We start from the raw sequence: 17,216 nt of genomic DNA, 5'->3' as shown, positions 1-17,216 counted from the left end.
AGGAGGAGGCAACCAATGAAGACAAAATCCTTTTTGAGCACCGCGTCACTTGCGCTGGCGATCGCCGCATTCTCGTCAGGCGCGCAAGCGCAGATCGCGATCGGGCATCTCGCCGATTATTCCGGCGGCACGTCCGACGTCGGCACGCCCTACGGCCAAGCCGTCGCCGACACCTTCGCCTGGGTCAACAAGAACGGCGGCGTCGGCGGCAAGCAGCTCAACGTCGACACCAACGACTATGGCTACCAGGTGCCGCGCGCGATCGCGCTCTACAAGAAGTGGTCCGCGCCGGACTCCAAGGTCGCGGCGATCATGGGCTGGGGCACGGCAGACACCGAGGCGCTGACCGGCTTCCTCGCACAAGATAAAATCCCTGACCTCTCCGGCTCCTACGCCGCCGCCCTCACCGATCCCGAAGGTGTCAGCGGCAAGGCCAAGCCCGCGCCCTATAATTTCTTCTATGGTCCGAGCTATTCGGACTCGCTGCGCGCGATGCTGATGTGGGCAGCCGAAGACTGGAAGGCCAAGGGCAAGTCCGGCAAGCCGAAATTCGTCCACATGGGCGCCAACCACCCCTATCCGAACGCACCGAAGGCCGCCGGCGAAGCTATGGCGCAGGAGCTCGGATTCGAGGTGCTGCCGCCGCTGGTGTTCGCGCTCGCGCCGGGCGATTACAGCGCGCAGTGCCTGAGCCTGAAATCCTCAGGCGCCAACTACGCCTATCTCGGCAACACCGCCGCATCCAACATCTCGGTGATGAAGGCCTGCAAGACCGCCGGCGTCGACATCCAGTTCATGGGCAATGTCTGGGGCATGGACGAGAACGCCGCCAAGACCGCGGGCGATGCCGCCGACGGCGTGATCTTTCCGCTGCGCACGGCGGTGAGCTGGGGCGGCGATGCGCCCGGCATGAAGACGGTGATGGAGATCTCGAAGATGTCCGACCCCACCGGCAAGGTCTATCGCCCCGTGCACTACATCGCGGCGGTGTGCTCGGCGCTCTACATGAAGGAGGCGATCGATTGGGCCGCCAAGAACGGCGGCGCCACCGGCGAGAACGTCGCGAAGGGTTTCTACCAGAAGAAGGACTGGGTGCCGGCAGGCATGGAAGGCGTCTGCAATCCCTCGACCTGGACCGACAAGGACCACCGCGGCACGCTGAAGGTCGACCTCTACCGCACCAAGATTGCGGGCGCGACCGACGGCGACCTCAACGACCTCATGGCCAAGGGTGCGATCAAGCTCGAGAAGGTCAAGACCGTCGAGCTGCCGCGCAAGCCGGAATTGCTGGGCTGGTGAGCTTAGCGCTCACCTCACACACAAATGTAATCCCCCGCCTTGTGCGCAGCGCGCACTGGAGCGGGGGATCCAGTACGCCGGGGCCTCTCCGTGAGTCTCAGGCGTCTCTGGAATACTGGGTTGTCCGGTCAAGCCGGGCGACGACAGCGGAGTATGAGGCATGACCGAAATTCACGAAGCAGCAGCTCGTCCTTCCCCCGGCATCGTACCCGCACCGCCCCTCCTTGCCGTGCGCAACATCGAGGTCGTCTATGACGACGTCATCCTGGTGCTGCGCGGTCTCAGCCTCGACGTGCCCAAGGGCGCGATCGTGGCACTGCTCGGCGCCAACGGCGCCGGCAAGTCGACGACGCTGAAGGCGATCTCCGGGCTGCTCAAGACCGAGGACGGCGAAGTCACGCGCGGCGAGATCCTGTTCGAGGGCGAGCGCATCAACGGCATCGATCCCGACAAGATCGTCCGCCGCGGCATCTTCCAGGTGATGGAGGGCCGGCGCATCGTGGCCGACATGACCTCCCTGGAAAACCTCAAGCTCGGCGCCTTCACCCGCAGGGACCGCGAGGTCGGCGCCGATCTCGACATGGTCTTCAGCTATTTCCCGCGCCTGAAGGAGCGCACCGGGCTTGCCGGTTATCTCTCCGGCGGCGAGCAGCAGATGCTCGCGATCGGTCGCGCACTGATGGCGCGCCCGAAGATGATCCTGATGGACGAGCCCTCGATGGGCCTGTCGCCGCTGCTGGTGAAAGAGGTGTTCTCGATCATCCAGAAGATCAACCGTGACCTCGGCGTCACCATTCTCCTGGTCGAGCAGAACGCCCGCGCCGCGCTGTCGGTGGCAAGCCACGGCTACATCATGGAGCAGGGAAAGGTCGTGCTCGACGGTACCGCGGACGAATTGCGCGACAACGAGGACGTCAAGGAATTCTACCTCGGCGGCGCCGGCGACCAGCGCAAGAGCTTCAAGAACCTCAAAAGCTTCAAGCGGCGCAAGCGCTGGCTTTAACCTTCCAATACCTGTTCCGCTTCCGTGACTGCGCAGAGAACATGATAGAACGACGACGCAGGAATGGTGTCGATCAGCGATTTGCCGTCGCGCTCGAACTGGTCGTACCAGCCGCCCCGCACGGGATGGCTGAGATAATGGCGTTCGAGCCGCGCCAGCGCCATGCGCGCCTCGTCCGCCGCGCCCGCCTCGCCGGATTCGGCCTGCGCGATCCACGCCTTCGCAATCTCGGTCTGTGGCCACAGCCGGCGCGTAGTGCGGCGAACGTTGCCGGCGTCGTCGCCCTCGTCGATCAGGCAGCCGGTGGCCTCGTCGCGATAGCGCAGCGCGGTTTCCAGCAGCTCGGCGCGCCGCTGTCCGGTCGGGCAGCCCGTGATGCGTTCGAACCCCTTCAGCAACCAGACCCATTCCGCCTGGTGCCCGGGCTCGACGCTGACCGGCGCGATCTTCGACCAGTCCTCTTCGAAGTATTCGCCGAGCGCACGCGTCCGCTTGTCGTAGAGATTGGCGAGGAACAGCGCGAAGAACTCGCCGGCACGGTTCTGGAACGACAAATCGTGGGTCGCGTCGAAGCACGCGATCATCGCCTCGAACAGATGCATGTGCGGGTTCTGCCGGCGCGGCAGCGAGACCGGAAGGCCTTCGTGGACGCCGCCGTGCGGCGAGCGCAGATGGCCGTCGAGGAAGGCGAGCAGCGCGTCGATCTCGGTGCGAATTTGTGCGTCCTGGTCGAGCGCATAGACGGCCGCGAGCGCAAACAGGATGAAGGCGTGGTCATAGGCGTCGCGCCGGCCGTCCAGCACCGCGCCCTCCGGCGTCAGCCGGTGCACGTAGCCGGGCCGGCCGTCGGGCGCCTTTGCCTTGGCGAGCAGATGCTCGAGGCCCTTCAGTGCGATGGCGCGCCCCTCAGGGTACCAGCCCATCTGCGCAGCCTTGGCGTAGCACCAGATCTGACGTGCCTGCACGAACACCCGACGCGGCGCGGCGCTGTCCGCCGTGCCGTCACGATGCAGCCGATCGATGAAACCACCCGCGCCATGGTCCCAGCCGACCGTCGACCACAACGGCAGCGCCTCGTCGATCATGCGGCGCTTCAGGCGCGGCACGACGTCCGACGCCTCGTCCGCCGCACCAATTCCCTCGTCCGCCATCGCGTCCCCTTCAAACCTCGTCCATGGCCGTCTGATACCCATGCCGGCGGCGGCACGCAACGGATCCCAACACGGAAAGATCAGCCATGACCGCCCATTACGACGCCCTCGAGACGCGCGAGCAAGCCGCGCGCGAGGCCGATCTGTTCGCCCGCCTGCCCGGCGTGCTGCGCTCTGCGATGACCGCGCCCGCCTATGCTGATCGGCTGAAAGGCCTGGATCCGGCTACCGTGACCTCCAGGGCGGCACTGGCGGGCCTCCCAGTGCTGCGCAAGTCGGAACTGCCGGCCCTGCACAAGGCCTCCACGCCCTTCGGAGGGTTCGTCGCGGCGGCGCCTGGCTCGTTCGCCCGCCTCTTCACCTCCCCCGGGCCGATTTTCGAGCCGGAGGGGCGGCAGGCCGATCCGTGGCGCGGCGCACGGGCGCTGTTCGCGGCCGGGTTTCGGCCCGACGACATCGTGCTCAACACCTTCAGCTATCATCTCACCCCCGGCGGCTTCATCTTCGATGCGTCGGCCCGCGCGCTCGGTTGCGCCGTGATCCCGGCTGGTCCAGGGAATACCGAGCAGCAATTCGAGCTGATCGAGGCCTACCATCCCGTCGGCTACAGCGGCACGCCGGACTTCCTGAAGATCTTGCTCGATGCTGCCGCAAGCTCGGGACGCGATGTCTCCTCGATCAAGCGCGCGCTGGTCTCGGGCGCAGCATTCCCGCCCTCGCTCCAGGCGGAGATCAAGGCGCGCGGCATCGACGCCTACCAGGCCTTCGGCACCGCCGATCTCGGCCTCATCGCCTTCGAGACCAGCGCGCGCGACGGCATGGTCGTGAACGAGGATCTGATCATGGAGATTGTCAAGCCCGGCACCGGCGATCCCGTGGCGTCCGGCGACGTCGGCGAGATCGTCGTGACCTCGCTCGACCCGCACCATCCCTGGATCCGGCTCGCTCTCGGCGACCTCACCGCGGCACTGCCGGGGACCAGCCCCTGCGGGCGTACCAACATGCGCATCAAGGGTTGGATGGGCCGCGCCGACCAGACCACCAAGGTCAAGGGCATGTTCGTCCGCCCCGAGCAGGTCGCCGAGATCGGCAACCGCCATCCCGCACTCGGAAGATTGCGCCTCGTCGTCACGCGCCAGGGCGAGGCCGATGCAATGACGCTGAAAGCGGAGACGGCGGTCGCAAACGACGCGTTGCGTGAGGAGATTGCAGGCACCTTGCGCGCAGTGACGAAGCTCGGAGGCGAGATTGAGCTGGTGAGGCCCGGTGCGCTGCCGAACGACGGCAAGGTGATCGCGGACGAGCGATGACGCCCTTTTGGATCTCCTGGTTGGCCCTTTCTCGTAAGCCGGAATGGCTGGCGCGAGGATTGCGTGTCGGCCAAAATACTCACCCGACTGAACCCGATCGAACAGGTCTTTGCCAAGCTCAAACGCCTGCTCCGGCCTGCGGTGCAATTGACGCGCCAGAAGAATGCGCGAACTGCCTCAAAACTCAAGATAACGAAGCTATTGCCATCACGCTTCAGCTTCCTTGCTGCGCGAGCTGCGGCTGTCATCAATCACAGCGGTCACGCCATCGATGAATGCTTGACACTCAGGGTGGGTCTTGAAAGTGCCCTTGTACTTCCCGAATAGAAAGACGGTCCGGCCGTGACCCTTTCCGAAAAAGTATTGGCCGACGTGTCCGCCGCCTTCGTCTTTGAGCTCAATGCTACCAAGGCTTTGCACTGACTTTAGGTCTGTCTCGGGTAGCTTGATCCGCACATGTGTCTCCGCGATTCAGGCCGGCTCCGAAATCCTATCATGAACTGCGCGGACTCCACACTTAGCGCCAGGATGCCTGGTCGCCTCTTAGGAGGGCTCGGGGTCAACTCGCGGGTCTACCAGATCAGCGCTTCGCCGCGTTGCCGGCCAATTCCATCGCTAGATCCAGAGCTGCGACTCCAATCTGATCTGAAGACTGAGATTTGCAACGCCGGTCCATCCAAGCAACGATCGCGGAGAAATCGCCGCCACCGACAATTTCCCTCTCGGCACTCACGTTTAGACCGCTGACGAAGCCCACGACCCAGGATTCAAAGGCTGCCTTTACGACTAAGTTCTTCTTCCTATTCAGCCAGGCGGTACAAGATTGCGAGCCAGCGCCCACAATCGTTGATCCGGCGTTCAGGCAGGTTATCGGCAGAAGTAGCATCACGGCTATAGCGAGCACTCGTTTCATCTTTTTCTCGAATCGAACGACCACCTTGGGCAGGCAGTCTGACCGCTGCTTATTCAGCTTGGACGCTACCGGGCAAAGAAGCCGCTCAGCCGTTTAGAGGCAAGGATTTTATTTGCCTGCGATCCGCGCTGGCCAGGCGATCACCACCGGGATTAATCGGATGTGGCGGGCGTCGATTGCGAATCTCGCACCTGAAGACCAAGGGAATCCGGGAGCGGCGGAGCCGTTTGCTTGGGCGCTAGCCGGTAACCCGTGCAATTCGTCGGATTGAGGTCCTGGAGGCCGCGGCGATAAACCCAATCCTGGCAACACTTCTACGCGCCAGATCATGCTGACGGCTTCTACACCCACTGAGATGTTCATTTCCATAAGCGGAGTCCGGTTTGTGAGCTCTCGACTTGAGATAATTTCGATTTGCCGAAATATCGCTTGCGCCGTCGGGCAAAACAGGTGCTTATAGAGCGCTGGTCCTACGAAATTGAAGGAGCAGCCGAATGGCGGAGGAAGGCCAAGCATCTAGCGAGCTGTCGAAGATCGCCCAGCTCAATGGCGACTTCAAACGGAATTACGGCATTCTTCTCGGCGCATTCTGTACCTGAGATCTATAAGCGCGGCACGGCAGCGATCCTGGCTTTGGGCCGGCTTGGCATCCGTCATCTGCTCGGTTGTGCTGAACTGGGTCGGCAAGCATCTCTCTTCCTGGTCTGGTTGGTGATACTATCGGCCCTCACGCAACCTGGCGGAGGCAGAAGCATGGCCAACGCACTGATCCTTCGGCGTCGGGCCGATGTTTTAGCGCCGACGAAAACCGGGCGCGCGGCCCAGTATGTGCGCATGTCAACGGACCATCAGCGATACTCGACCCAAAACCAGGCGGCAGCTATCGCCGTCTATGCCGCGCAGCACAGTCTGATCATCGTTCGCACCTACGCAGACGAGGGGAAGAGCGGCCTTCGCATTCATCGCCGCGAAGGCTTGATTGAGCTGATAGACGATGTCCGCAGCGACCGGGCGGACTTTGACCATATACTGGTTTACGACGTCAGCCGCTGGGGAAGATTCCAGGACATTGATGAGAGCGCGTATTACGAGTTCACCTGCCGTCAGGCTGGGATCAAGGTCTGCTATTGCGCCGAAGAATTCGATAACGACGGCAGTGTGATTGCGACCATAGTGAAGAATCTCAAGCGAGTGATGGCGGCCGAGTACTCAAGAGAACTTTCGGTCAAGGTTCACGCCGGCGCCTGTCGAATGGCGAGCCTTGGCTTCAGGCAGGGCGGCGCCATCAGTTACGGGCTCAAGCGCGAACTGGTTGATGAAGACCGCTGCTCGAGAGGCATCATTCTGGGCAGCGGACAGCGCAAACATTTGCAGACCGACCGGGTCCTCGTCCAACCCGGACCCCTGCACGAGCAGCAAATCGTCGCCCAGATTTTCCGTGAGTATGTTGTCCGACGACGGTCGCAGGCGTCGATTGTACGCCTGCTCAACAGCGAACAAGTTCCCAATCATCGGCGAACGCCATGGTCCGAGGGGATGATCCGCAATATACTGAGCAACGAAGCCTACATCGGCAACAGCGTTTATAACCGCAAGTCGTTCCGGCTCAAGCAGGTGATGAAAAAGAACCCCCCTGAATTATGGATTAGAGCGACTGGCCTCTACGAGCCAATCGTTGACAGAAGCATTTTTCTCAAAGCTCAAGAGCTTCTGAAAGAGCAGTATGTCAGGCTTTCGGACGAGCAATTGTTGAAAAAGCTGCGAGAGACGCTCACAGCAAATGGTAAGTTGAGCGTCTCAATAATGGCGGCGACGGACGGCGTGCCTAGCCCTCCACTTTATGCACACCGTTTCGGCAGCCTCCGGGAAGCCTTCCGGCGAGTCGGCTATGTGAACTCTGACCGCGATTTCGATTATCTTGACGCGCGCCGACAATCTGATGCTGAACTGCTGCAACAGGCATCGAAGCTTGCCACGCGCATTCGAGCACTTGGCGCTGCGGCCGTATGGGACGGCGACACCAACGTGATGACTGTTGACGGAAGGCTCGCCATTTCCCTTCGGATGGCTCGCTACTACATCGCGCCGCGACACGCACCCGCCTGGCTGGTACATCGACGGATTATTGAACCCGCCGAGTTCATTTTGGCGCTGAGGCTAGATCCTGCAACAAACAGACAGGTGACGGACTATTTCCTCTTGCCGCTAAGTGAAATGGCCAAGGAGCGAATTGATCTCACGGCGACGCCTCGCTCTCGATTTGCACCCTATCTTTGCCCCACAATCGAGGACGTTTTGCTGGCAATCATGGCCAAAGTGGCGGCCCTCACGACATAGAGCCTCAGCGCCTCCCGCTGCACCTGACTCGGTAGTCGGAAAAAGATGGCCTCGGGACTAAACACCGTCGTCGGGGGAGACGTCTGTCCTCCCTTTCGAACTACTGATATGCCGGCCGCTCCGCGGCCGTTTAAGGACTCAGTGGGCATGGCGATTTGTCAGTAAACGCCCGGGCCCGTTGAGTTTGTCAAAGCACATTGCAGCTTTTGATGCAGATGCGAATGGCAAACTGGGAACGCTTGTACGGGAGCTCGCCCTACCGAAAGGCCTGCGCAACCCGTTAAGGACCTATGCGCAATCCGGATTGCGCCAGCCTAGGACCTCATCAGCGGGCCGGGGATCGACCATTTACAACGCCATATCGCGCGGAGCACGAAAAAGACCGGTGGTAAAGCCCGCGCCAGCAAGGGGAAGACGTAGTTTGTAGCCGCCATCATTCGAACACGCGCAGTGCTACCATGGGTAAAGTCATTTAGCTCAAGCAATGACCCGCAGCGATCGTAGCTCGCCACCTTGTCGTCCCTCACCCGTTGCAGGGCTTCATGCGCTTGAGGCCGCGCCGCTGCCGCGAAAGGGCAACCTTTTCGTACCGCTCTAGCCCCGAGAGCTCTCTCATTTGCCTTCGATCAGCTCCCTCAATCACGGCCAGGATCAGTCGCAACCTAAGAGCGCGGAGAAGATCCTGACGTTTCCTAGCTTGAGCAAAATCTTGAAGTGCGACTTCCATTAATGAGCCGCTGAGTGCGTCCGCAAGCGCTGTATCGAACCCGCCGGAACCAAAACCAGCGGCGGCGTCCCAACGGGAAAAGCCATGCCGGTAAGCGTTGCGGCTCGATCTAGCCTTGCCAACGATTGTTTGCGGGCCCGTGCTATTCGCAGCGTTTGCGCGATTTGCTTCGATTTGTCGCTTTGATGCCAACTTTCCTCCTTGCTTGCTAGCGGGCAGCCGATCGATCTTCGGTCGCGAAATCGACGGCATTACTCCTCCGTTCCCGCGTCTTCGCGGACGATGGATGTTGTTACGGAGGATTTTGGGACCGGGCAGATAATAGCGGTGCGATGAAGGCATGCAGGTTAGACCCATCAAACAGATAGGCTGCGATGCCGGCCGCCTGCGCCGCAGCAAGGTCGCTCTGCTTGTCCCCGATCATGAAGCTAGCATCGATATCCACCGAGTACCGTTCAACGAGGGCTCTAATCATCCCCGGCTGCGGCTTGCGGCAGCTGCAGAGGATACGGTAACGCTCGATCAGGCCATCGGGGTGATGTGGGCAAAATTCGAACGCATCGATACGGGCACCGACGTTGGCAAGTTCACGCGACATCCATTCGTGCAGATTCCGAACATGCCACTCCTCGTAGAACCCCCTCGCAATTCCTGATTGGTTGGTAACGACAAACGCAAGATATCCGACGTCATTGACTGCTTTGACGGCCTGTTGGGCTCCTTCTACCCACCGGATCTTGTCGGGATCAAAAGCATAGCCGTCGTCCTCATTGAGGACGCCATCGCGATCGAAAAATACTGCCGGACGATTCAAATCTCACAGGCCCAAGTTGGAGGGGTGCGCCCCGATCTTCCGACAATCACAGCTTTGTTTCAACAATTCATGCCACCGGACAACATCGTTCGCTGCGAGCGCCTTTTGCGTAGGTCTTCGCTGTTCATGCGTGAATTGGCTTCGTTTTGTCGGTTTTATACCGGCCAGCCTCGTCTCGTCCTTGCCCTAAGAGCGTGAGAACAAGAGCCATTCCTGCCGCTAAAACGAGCAAGATTGTTGCTGCAGATAGGACTGGCCTTCATCCGCGATTGGAGCGTTACTGATTCGACCGGGCGCCACCTTCGATCGTAGCGCCGGTATCTCGCCTCGCGGAAGCGGGGCTTCAAGCAGTGCGGCATGTGAAGCCGCTTGTTTTGCGTAGGAGATACCGGTGACAACAGTTCAAACAAACGGCGCCGATGCGGCCAATCATATCATCAGGTTCAACCCCAATGACCGCCGCCACTTCATCGGCGGCTCGGATGCGCGTGTCATCATGGGTGACGATCAGGACAAGCTCATCCGCCTTTGGCAAGAGAAACGTGGAGAGGTCGCACCAGAAGATCTCTCGGATAATCTCATCGTCCAGCTCGGCACGATAACAGAGGTCCTCAATCGCGCCTGGTACCAGCGCTCAACAGGACAAACCATATCGGACATCCAGAAGCGGGTTCGGCATCCCGTGCACAAATGGATGGCGGCAACTCTCGATGGCATGGTCGAGCAGACTGGAGCGGTGTTCGAGGCCAAGTTCATGCTGCCCTGGGCGTTCACGGAGGAGGCCGCCGCCGAAAAGCATATGGCACAGCTGCAGCATAATATGTGGGTGGTCGCCGCTCGCTCGTCTGTACTCTCGATCATCACCGGCGGTGGCAAATGGGTTGAGATCAAGATTCATGCCGACCCGCTCTATCAGCACCTGCTCCTCACCGCCGAGAAGAAATTCTGGCGCTGCGTCCAGAGCGGCGATGCGCCTCTGCTCTTCAACATCGAAACGCCACGACCAAGGCTGGAGGCCGTTAAGGTCGTCGATATGTCTTCGTCCAATGCTTGGGGCGAGTTCGCTGCAACCTACCTCCGCACCAAGGACGCCCACGGGGAGCACGAGCTCTCTAAAGCTGAGTTGAAGAAGCTCGTGCCCGAGGATGCCAAGGAGGCAAGCGGGCACGGGATCAAGGCCAAGCGCTCCAAGTCCGGCGCGATTAGCTTTGACGCTCTCGTCTTGGAGGGTCCGATGCATCAGTCCAGTGAGCGGATCGGGGCCATCGCGGGTGCCCTTGCCCGAGCACAGGCCGAGCTTACCAACCCGGAAAAGACCCTCACGGCGGTAATCCGGTCCCCCTTCCCGCGGGAGGACGACCGGACCTTCCGCTACGCCTCCCTGGCTTCAGGCCTGGACCTTGTCCGCAAGACCCTCAGCAAGCAGGAGATCGCAACCGTCCAGACCACACGGATCGACTCCAGCAGCGGCCAAGTGCGTCTCACGACCCTGCTGGCCCATGCCTCCGGTGAATGGATCTCCTCCGATTGGCCGGTCTGCCCCGCAAAGGAGGTCGAGGCACCGCATCGGATGGGAGCCTCATTGACCTATGCCCGCCGCTACGCGCTTTTTGCTCTGGTTGGCATTGCCGGTGAGGACGACCTCGACGCGCCCGATGCAATCGCCGGACCTCCCGCGGCTGCCCAGCCGCAAATGGCTCCCGGGCCCAAAGCGAAGCCCGCCAAAGCCGTCTTGAACCGACCGGCTATCCTGAAGCCCCAGCAATCCGCTGAGCTACTGGAGCGGCTGCTGGCGGAGCTGGCTGCAGCCTTGGGGAATAGCGACGACCTCCTGGCTTGGGCCAAAACCAGCCTTCCCCTGAAGAACACCCTGCTTGAGGCCGACGCCCGGGCGCTTGAGGCGGCCTATCGGGTGAGGTTCGAGGAGATGGCCCGGCTTGAGACCGAAGCTGATCTGCCACCATCCGAGCCCGAGCGTGCCACCGGACAGGAACCGGCGGAAGAACTTTCCCTCTCCCAAGCCGCTATCCCAGGCTCAAGCTCCGATGGGCCGGCGGACCAGCGAGGGGGCGGCCTCGCCTTCCCCAAAGAGCCCCCGCGCAAGCGGAGCAAGGCCCACCTTGCTTTTATCCGGGCACAGCCTTGCCTGGTCTGCAAGCAGGCTCCATCCGATGCCCACCACCTCAAGTTCGCCCAGCCGCGAGCACTCGGGCGCAAGGTCAGCGACGAATTCACCGTGCCCTTATGCCGCTCTCATCACCAGGCCCTGCATCGGCATGGCAACGAAAAGGCGTGGTGGGCCGATATGCAGATATCGCCCTCGCCTGTCGCGAACGAATTATGGGCAACCAGCCCTGTTCATGACCACGCCAATCCTACTGTGGCCACTTTCGACACCACATCGCAGGGCAGGCCGGAGGTCACACGCCAATGAATGGCCCCTTGAGCAACGCCACGCCCGCAACCACATCCGCTATTCCAGCCGAATTTCAGGCCTTGTGTCCCGCTCCGCAACTTCTGCCTGGAGAAAGCATCGACCATTATCGCGCGCTCCAGACCGTCATCTTCCGCGACATAGCCCCCCAATCGGCCATCGAGTGGCTGCTTGCCATTGATGTTGCGGAGCTGTCCTGGGAGATGCAGCGCTATCGAATTCTGCGGCACAAGCTGCTGGAATCATATCGACAAAATGCAATAGAGATGACGCTTCGTCGGATAGACGTGCCCGGTATCGTGCCCGACTTCGAAAATGACGCCGAACACTACATCGTTCAGAACGCGCTCGATTGGCGGCTCGACCGCATCGCGGCAGACGAGATTGAAGCACGTCTGGCATCATATGGCTTCGATCAGCACGCCATTAGCGTGGAAGTTTACGTGCAGGCCCGCGAGATCTTCACCTTGTTCGAAACGTTAATGAACGCGGCACAGCTGAGACGGCTGTTCTTGCTAAAGGAGATCAATAGCCGCCGCCGAATGCAGGATCCGGCTAACTTCGTCCGCGCTCAACCACAGTTACGATGAAGAACGAGGTACAATTCGCCGCTTCAGGAACAATTCAGCGATGCATCGAGATCGTAAAACCGAATACCGTCTAGCGTGCCTTTCATTCAACAAGGATCTTGAAGACGCTGACGATTCGGCCGGTGACCACCAAGTTGCCTTTAGCACATGGACCATGGCCACGATCATCGCCGTATCCGCGTCGCGGCGGATGGTAGTGACACCGGCTTCGATCTTGAGGGCCTAGAGCCGTAAGATCCGGAAGAATGAACTTGATCACGTCTGGACTTATCTCGGTCCTAGAGAGTGGAGTTACTGGAGTGAGAGTTTACACGCCGCTTTTTTGTTTGCTCTTATCGAGCTGTTCTTCAATCTGGGTAGAAGCCTCTGCGCCCCCGCCCCTGCCGTCCAGCCCTTTCAGCCGCCTAGTGAAGAGGCCATCCAAAAAGGCGTCGGCACCTCCGTGAAGGATCAGAAGTTAGCGCAGCCGGTTGAAATCTCCGCCCCACGGACAACGGACCACGGGCCAGGCCGATACTACGTTTGCTTACGGGAGATAGCCGTGCACGTCTAATATTTTCATCGCATGGCACGTTGCTGAGACTTCCAAGCTGCAGGAGTCGGTGTTCTGCCCGTCTACGGCCGCCCTTCGCGAGCCAGCGGACTAGAATCCTAAGCTGTCATATGAACAGTCCACACGGTCAACCAATTTCCTTAATTTCGAACAACCGAACGCAATCCAACTGTGTGGCATTCTGAGCCAAATATCTATTGGCCGCCGAGAGAAGATCGCTCACAGCTCCATGGTCATGGCCGTCTACACTGGGGGTAAGCACCAAATAGGTCTCCAAGACTAATACCCTTTTGATGCCGTCCGCCGTCAGCTCCTTGGCTTCCCAAACTGCCCGAGCATTCGGATGATTGAAGGCCATAAGCGATATCCCTAGGTTTCAAACAATTCCATGAACTGGAAACGAGCCATCAGAAAGTGCCTGAGATCCCGCTCGACGGACGAACTATCTGGTGGTACGGGGGAGTCAAGTACGCGCTGTGCATTTTGCGGCCAGGCGGAACGCCTTTGCGACGGTTCCCTCCATCTAGAGCCACGTAGTCCGTTGACAACACTGTCTAATTTTCTTGCGCTCCTCTGGAGCCGAGGGTAAGGACGCACAGAGTGGATGCGCACACTGCAGTTTACAAAAAGGGCGACACTTCGGTAAAGCTATGAATGTCAAAGATGCCGGACAACGGATTGCTCTGATCACGGGTATTACCGGGCAGGACGGCGCCTACCTCGCCGAATACCTGCTTTCGCTCGGCTATGTCGTGCACGGGATCAAGCGGCGTTCGTCCTCGTTCAACACCGCGCGGGTCGATCATCTCTACCAGGACCCGCATGTCGGAAACGTGCCGTTCCTAATGCATTATGGCGACATGACGGATTCGACCAATCTGATCCGCCTGGTGCAGCAGATTCGGCCGACCGAGATCTACAATCTCGCCGCCCAGAGCCACGTCGCCGTCAGCTTCGAGAGCCCGGAATACACCGCCAACGCCGATGCCATCGGCGTGCTGCGCCTACTGGAGGCGATCCGCATCCTCGGTATGGAGAAGGAGGCGCGGTTCTACCAGGCCTCGACGTCGGAGCTTTACGGCCTCGTGCAGGAGATCCCGCAGAAGGAGACCACACCGTTCTATCCGCGCTCGCCTTACGGCGTCGCCAAGCTCTACGGCTACTGGATCACGGTGAACTACCGCGAAGCCTACGGCATGTTTGCCACTAACGGCATCCTGTTCAACCATGAGAGCCCGATCCGCGGCGAGACATTCGTCACCCGCAAGATCACCCGCGGCGTGGCGCGGATCGAGGTAGGGCTGGAGGAGACGCTCTATCTCGGCAATCTCGAGGCCAAGCGAGACTGGGGTCATGCCAAGGACTACGTCGAGGGCATGCACATGATCCTGCAGGCCGAAAAGCCCGATGATTTCGTGCTTGCCACCGGTGAGACGCGCTCGGTGCGCGAACTGATCGAGCTCTCCTTCGCGCATGTCGGCCGCAGCATCGAATGGCGCGGCGCCGGCGTGGACGAAATCGGTGTCGATGCCAAGAGCGGCAAGACTTTGGTGAAGATCGACCCGACTTATTTCCGGCCGACCGAGGTCGATCTGCTGATCGGCGATTCCAGCAAGGCGCGTCAGGTGCTGGGCTGGAAGCCGAAGCGGTCCTTTGCGCAACTCGTCGAAGAGATGATGGCAAGCGATCTAGCTGAGGCCAAGCGGGATGTCGCAAATGGCAAGCGTACCGTTTGAGCTGAGGGGCAAAAGCGTCTACGTCGCTGGCCATCGCGGCATGGTCGGCAGCGCGATCGTTCGCCGGCTGGCGCGGGAAGAAGTCAAGCTTGTCACCGTCGACCGCCGTGAAGTCGATCTCCGCAACCAGGCCCAAGTGCTCGACTGGTTCGCAAAGGTGCGACCGCGAGTGATCTTCATGGCTGCGGCCAAGGTTGGCGGTATCGTCGCCAACAACACGCTGCGCGCCGAGTTCATCTATGACAACATCGCGATCACGGCGAACGTGATCCAGGCGGCGCACCAAAACGGCGCCGAGAAGCTGATGTTTCTGGGATCGTCCTGCATCTATCCGAAGCTAGCGCCGCAGCCCTTGCGCGAGGACTCGATGCTGACAGGCCCGCTGGAGCCGACCAACGAGCCCTATGCGATCGCCAAGATCGCCGGCATCAAGATGGCGGAGGCCTATCGCAGTCAGTATGGCAGCGACTTCATCAGCGTAATGCCGACCAATCTCTACGGCCCGGGGGATAACTACCATCCCGAGCTGAGCCACGTCGTCGCCGCGCTTATCCGCCGCTTCCATGAGGCGAAGCTGGCGGGCGCCAAGAGCGTCGCCGTCTGGGGCACCGGCACGCCGCGGCGCGAGTTCCTCTATGTCGACGACATGGCGGATGCCTGCGTGCATCTGATGAAGACCTATTCCGGCGCGGATCTGGTCAACATCGGCACCGGCGAGGACATCACCATCGCCGAGTTCGCCCGCGTCGTCGCCAAAATCGTCGGCTATCGCGGCGGGATCAGTTTCGACACCTCGCGCCCCGACGGCACGCCGCGCAAGCTGCTCGACGTCAGCAGGCTCGACGAGCTCGGATGGCACACGACGACTTCGCTCGAGAATGGCTTGAAGCGCGTCTACGAGGCGTATCGGGCGGAAAGCCAGACAAACGGCCATAAGCCGCACGACTGACCGCCGAGGATCACGTTGCATATGACCACTTCCTCAAAACTGATCGTCGCGGCACAGTTCTATCCGCCTGACACGACCACAACGGCAGTCTATATCGGAAGGATCGCCGAGAGCCTCGCCAGGGATCGCCAGGTCGTCGTGATCTCGGCAACGCCGGGCTCGCGCGCGATCGGCCAAACCGGCAAGCCCGAGGTCGTTGAAATCAAGAACTGGAATCCTCGCAAGTCAGCGATCGTCCAGCGGGCGGCAGCGATATGTCTTCTTGCAACGCAGATGTTCTTCTCAGTCCTGCGGCGGGCAAGGTCGGGAGACATCGTGTTCTGCGTCACTACGCCGTTCACTCTGCCTTACACTGTGCTCCTCGCCGCCCGATTGCGCGGAGCAAAGACAATGCTTTTGATATACGATCTCTACCCGGAAGCGCTCGAGGCGGCCGGCATAGTCCACTCGAACTCGCTCGCGGTCCGCCTCATTCACTTTGCCAATATGCTCTTGTTCCGGCGCCTTGATGCGATCGTCGTGATCGGGCGCGACGTGCCGCCGCTGATCGAAAAATATCGCGGTGTCACCCCCGAGCAGCTTCGCTACATTCCGAACTGGGCGCTGCTCCCCATTGGCTATCGAGAGATAGACCCGGCCAGCCGCTTCCGTGCGCCGGATTCGTCCAGATTTATCGTCGGCCTCTCCGGAAATCTCGGCTTCACACACGATCCCGTCACGGTCTTCGAAGCGGCCCGCCTTTTGCAAGACCAGAAGGAGATTCATTTCATCCTGTCCGGATGGGGCGTTGGCTGGGCCACGCTCGACGACCTCTACGCCAAGGACCGACTCCAGAATGTCACGATCCTGAAACCCGTTCCCGAAGATGAACTCTTAGAATTTCTGTCTGCGGCCGATCTTTGGGTTATTCCTTATCGTCGGCACGTCGCTGGCGTATCGGTCCCTAGCCGCCTTTATAACATCCTGGCGATCGGGCGACCCGTCATCATCACCTCCGAAGCCAGTTCCGAAGGCGCGCTCGTGGTTGTAGAAGCGGCAATTGGATGGGTAGTTCCTCCCGAAACTCCAGCCGAGCTTGCGCGCACCATTCGCCGTGCGGCCGGCGACCGTCAGGCCACGAAGGACAAGGGCGTTCGTGCGGCCGGCATCGCCGAGAAATATCGCGAAGACATTGCACTTGCTCGCTATCGGCAGGCCTTGAACGAAGTCGACCAGGCCGCACGCCGTTGAGCGACCTCACGCCTGCAAAGTAGCTGATGCACTCGGAAGTCGCATCAGATCGATCGCTTGCCTGAGAACACTTCAGACCCGCAGAGAAAATAGACAACAACGACCAGACGGTATAGCTCTGCACAACCTGACAGTCCTAGCGGGGATACAACCGGTATGAGACCTATCAT

14 protein-coding genes and 1 pseudogene are annotated in these 17,216 nt (G+C 60.5%); 11 read left to right on the top strand and 4 right to left on the bottom strand.

Translation table 11 applies throughout. The features are described 5' to 3' along the window. Window positions 1–15: 15 nt before the first annotated feature. The gene (locus AC0L3U_RS31155; protein ID WP_007601959.1) at window positions 16–1,299 is read left to right on the top strand and encodes an ABC transporter substrate-binding protein; all 1,284 of its coding nucleotides are present in this window, start codon (window positions 16–18) and stop codon (window positions 1,297–1,299) included. Window positions 1,300–1,459: 160 nt separating this feature from the next. Further along, a complete protein-coding gene (locus AC0L3U_RS31150; RefSeq protein WP_473364318.1) occupies window positions 1,460–2,302 on the top strand; it encodes an ABC transporter ATP-binding protein in 843 nt (280 codons plus the stop codon). Here the strand turns inward: AC0L3U_RS31150 and AC0L3U_RS31145 are convergent. Then, complete coding sequence (locus tag AC0L3U_RS31145; protein WP_473364317.1) at window positions 2,299–3,453, bottom strand: AGE family epimerase/isomerase; 1,155 nt, start codon at window positions 3,451–3,453, stop codon at window positions 2,299–2,301. The genes AC0L3U_RS31150 and AC0L3U_RS31145 overlap by 4 nt on opposite strands. 86 nt (window positions 3,454–3,539) lie before the next feature. On the opposite strand from AC0L3U_RS31145, the gene AC0L3U_RS31140 reads away from it, so the two are divergent. Further along, the gene (locus AC0L3U_RS31140; RefSeq protein ID WP_473364316.1) at window positions 3,540–4,763 is read left to right on the top strand and encodes a phenylacetate--CoA ligase family protein; all 1,224 of its coding nucleotides are present in this window, start codon (window positions 3,540–3,542) and stop codon (window positions 4,761–4,763) included. A gap of 63 nt (window positions 4,764–4,826) precedes the next feature. Continuing rightward, on the top strand, window positions 4,827–5,090 hold the full coding sequence (locus AC0L3U_RS31135) for a hypothetical protein (protein ID WP_473364315.1): 264 nt from the start codon (window positions 4,827–4,829) through the stop codon (window positions 5,088–5,090). 253 nt (window positions 5,091–5,343) lie between these two features. Here AC0L3U_RS31135 and AC0L3U_RS31130 read toward each other — a convergent pair whose 3' ends face one another. Further along, window positions 5,344–5,676, bottom strand: coding sequence for a hypothetical protein (locus AC0L3U_RS31130; RefSeq protein WP_368507581.1), 333 nt, complete (start codon window positions 5,674–5,676; stop codon window positions 5,344–5,346). A gap of 753 nt (window positions 5,677–6,429) precedes the next feature. On the opposite strand from AC0L3U_RS31130, the gene AC0L3U_RS31125 reads away from it, so the two are divergent. After that, entirely contained in the window at window positions 6,430–8,013 is a 1,584-nt protein-coding gene (locus AC0L3U_RS31125; protein ID WP_473364314.1) for a recombinase family protein, read from the top strand. A 1,019-nt stretch (window positions 8,014–9,032) separates the two neighbouring features. On the opposite strand, the gene AC0L3U_RS31120 is transcribed toward AC0L3U_RS31125, so the two are convergent. Next, window positions 9,033–9,554, bottom strand: coding sequence for a D-glycero-alpha-D-manno-heptose-1,7-bisphosphate 7-phosphatase (locus tag AC0L3U_RS31120; protein WP_473293925.1), 522 nt, complete (start codon window positions 9,552–9,554; stop codon window positions 9,033–9,035). A gap of 433 nt (window positions 9,555–9,987) precedes the next feature. Here AC0L3U_RS31120 and AC0L3U_RS31115 point away from each other — a divergent pair. From AC0L3U_RS31115 to AC0L3U_RS31105, 3 genes and pseudogenes are all read left to right on the top strand, one after another. Continuing rightward, window positions 9,988–10,782: pseudogene (locus AC0L3U_RS31115) on the top strand (YqaJ viral recombinase family protein); the annotation flags it as partial. A 6-nt stretch (window positions 10,783–10,788) separates the two neighbouring features. Beyond that, window positions 10,789–11,988, top strand: a complete 1,200-nt coding sequence (locus AC0L3U_RS31110) for an ERF family protein (protein WP_473364348.1) — start codon at window positions 10,789–10,791, stop codon at window positions 11,986–11,988. A gap of 8 nt (window positions 11,989–11,996) precedes the next feature. Further along, window positions 11,997–12,578 carry a hypothetical protein gene (locus tag AC0L3U_RS31105; RefSeq protein ID WP_473364313.1) on the top strand — a complete coding sequence of 194 codons (582 nt, stop codon included), beginning with the start codon at window positions 11,997–11,999 and terminating at the stop codon, window positions 12,576–12,578. A gap of 680 nt (window positions 12,579–13,258) precedes the next feature. Here the strand turns inward: AC0L3U_RS31105 and AC0L3U_RS31100 are convergent. Continuing rightward, on the bottom strand, window positions 13,259–13,489 hold the full coding sequence (locus tag AC0L3U_RS31100) for a hypothetical protein (protein WP_473364312.1): 231 nt from the start codon (window positions 13,487–13,489) through the stop codon (window positions 13,259–13,261). A gap of 292 nt (window positions 13,490–13,781) precedes the next feature. On the opposite strand from AC0L3U_RS31100, the gene gmd reads away from it, so the two are divergent. From gmd to AC0L3U_RS31085, 3 genes are read left to right on the top strand one after another with little or no spacing between them, the layout of a single operon-like run. Continuing rightward, window positions 13,782–14,867, top strand: a complete 1,086-nt coding sequence (gmd, locus tag AC0L3U_RS31095) for a GDP-mannose 4,6-dehydratase (RefSeq protein WP_247290242.1) — start codon at window positions 13,782–13,784, stop codon at window positions 14,865–14,867. Then, the gene (fcl, locus tag AC0L3U_RS31090) at window positions 14,848–15,816 is read left to right on the top strand and encodes a GDP-L-fucose synthase (protein WP_473364311.1); all 969 of its coding nucleotides are present in this window, start codon (window positions 14,848–14,850) and stop codon (window positions 15,814–15,816) included. The genes gmd and fcl overlap by 20 nt, the downstream gene beginning before the upstream one ends. A gap of 21 nt (window positions 15,817–15,837) precedes the next feature. Continuing rightward, window positions 15,838–17,046 (top strand): glycosyltransferase family 4 protein, encoded by a 1,209-nt coding sequence (locus AC0L3U_RS31085; protein WP_247290243.1) that lies wholly within the window; start codon window positions 15,838–15,840, stop codon window positions 17,044–17,046. Window positions 17,047–17,216: the final 170 nt, after the last annotated feature.

The sequence above is a fragment of the Bradyrhizobium sp. Kon69 genome (assembly GCF_055807515.1).
Note: the sequence above shows the minus strand (reverse complement) of the source record. Positions and strands in the feature narration are given on the sequence as shown.

What these genes read in the sequence shown, in the direction of transcription:
- AC0L3U_RS31100 (WP_473364312.1), bottom strand. Translation starts at nt 13,489, where the DNA reads ATGGCCTTCAATCATCCGAATGCTCGGGCAGTTTGGGAAGCCAAGGAG.
- AC0L3U_RS31150 (WP_473364318.1), top strand. Translation starts at nt 1,460, where the DNA reads ATGACCGAAATTCACGAAGCAGCAGCTCGTCCTTCCCCCGGCATCGTA.
- AC0L3U_RS31145 (WP_473364317.1), bottom strand. Translation starts at nt 3,453, where the DNA reads ATGGCGGACGAGGGAATTGGTGCGGCGGACGAGGCGTCGGACGTCGTG.
- AC0L3U_RS31125 (WP_473364314.1), top strand. Translation starts at nt 6,430, where the DNA reads ATGGCCAACGCACTGATCCTTCGGCGTCGGGCCGATGTTTTAGCGCCG.
- AC0L3U_RS31140 (WP_473364316.1), top strand. Translation starts at nt 3,540, where the DNA reads ATGACCGCCCATTACGACGCCCTCGAGACGCGCGAGCAAGCCGCGCGC.
- AC0L3U_RS31110 (WP_473364348.1), top strand. Translation starts at nt 10,789, where the DNA reads ATGCATCAGTCCAGTGAGCGGATCGGGGCCATCGCGGGTGCCCTTGCC.
- gmd (WP_247290242.1), top strand. Translation starts at nt 13,782, where the DNA reads ATGAATGTCAAAGATGCCGGACAACGGATTGCTCTGATCACGGGTATT.
- AC0L3U_RS31155 (WP_007601959.1), top strand. Translation starts at nt 16, where the DNA reads ATGAAGACAAAATCCTTTTTGAGCACCGCGTCACTTGCGCTGGCGATC.
- fcl (WP_473364311.1), top strand. Translation starts at nt 14,848, where the DNA reads ATGGCAAGCGTACCGTTTGAGCTGAGGGGCAAAAGCGTCTACGTCGCT.
- AC0L3U_RS31085 (WP_247290243.1), top strand. Translation starts at nt 15,838, where the DNA reads ATGACCACTTCCTCAAAACTGATCGTCGCGGCACAGTTCTATCCGCCT.
- AC0L3U_RS31130 (WP_368507581.1), bottom strand. Translation starts at nt 5,676, where the DNA reads ATGAAACGAGTGCTCGCTATAGCCGTGATGCTACTTCTGCCGATAACC.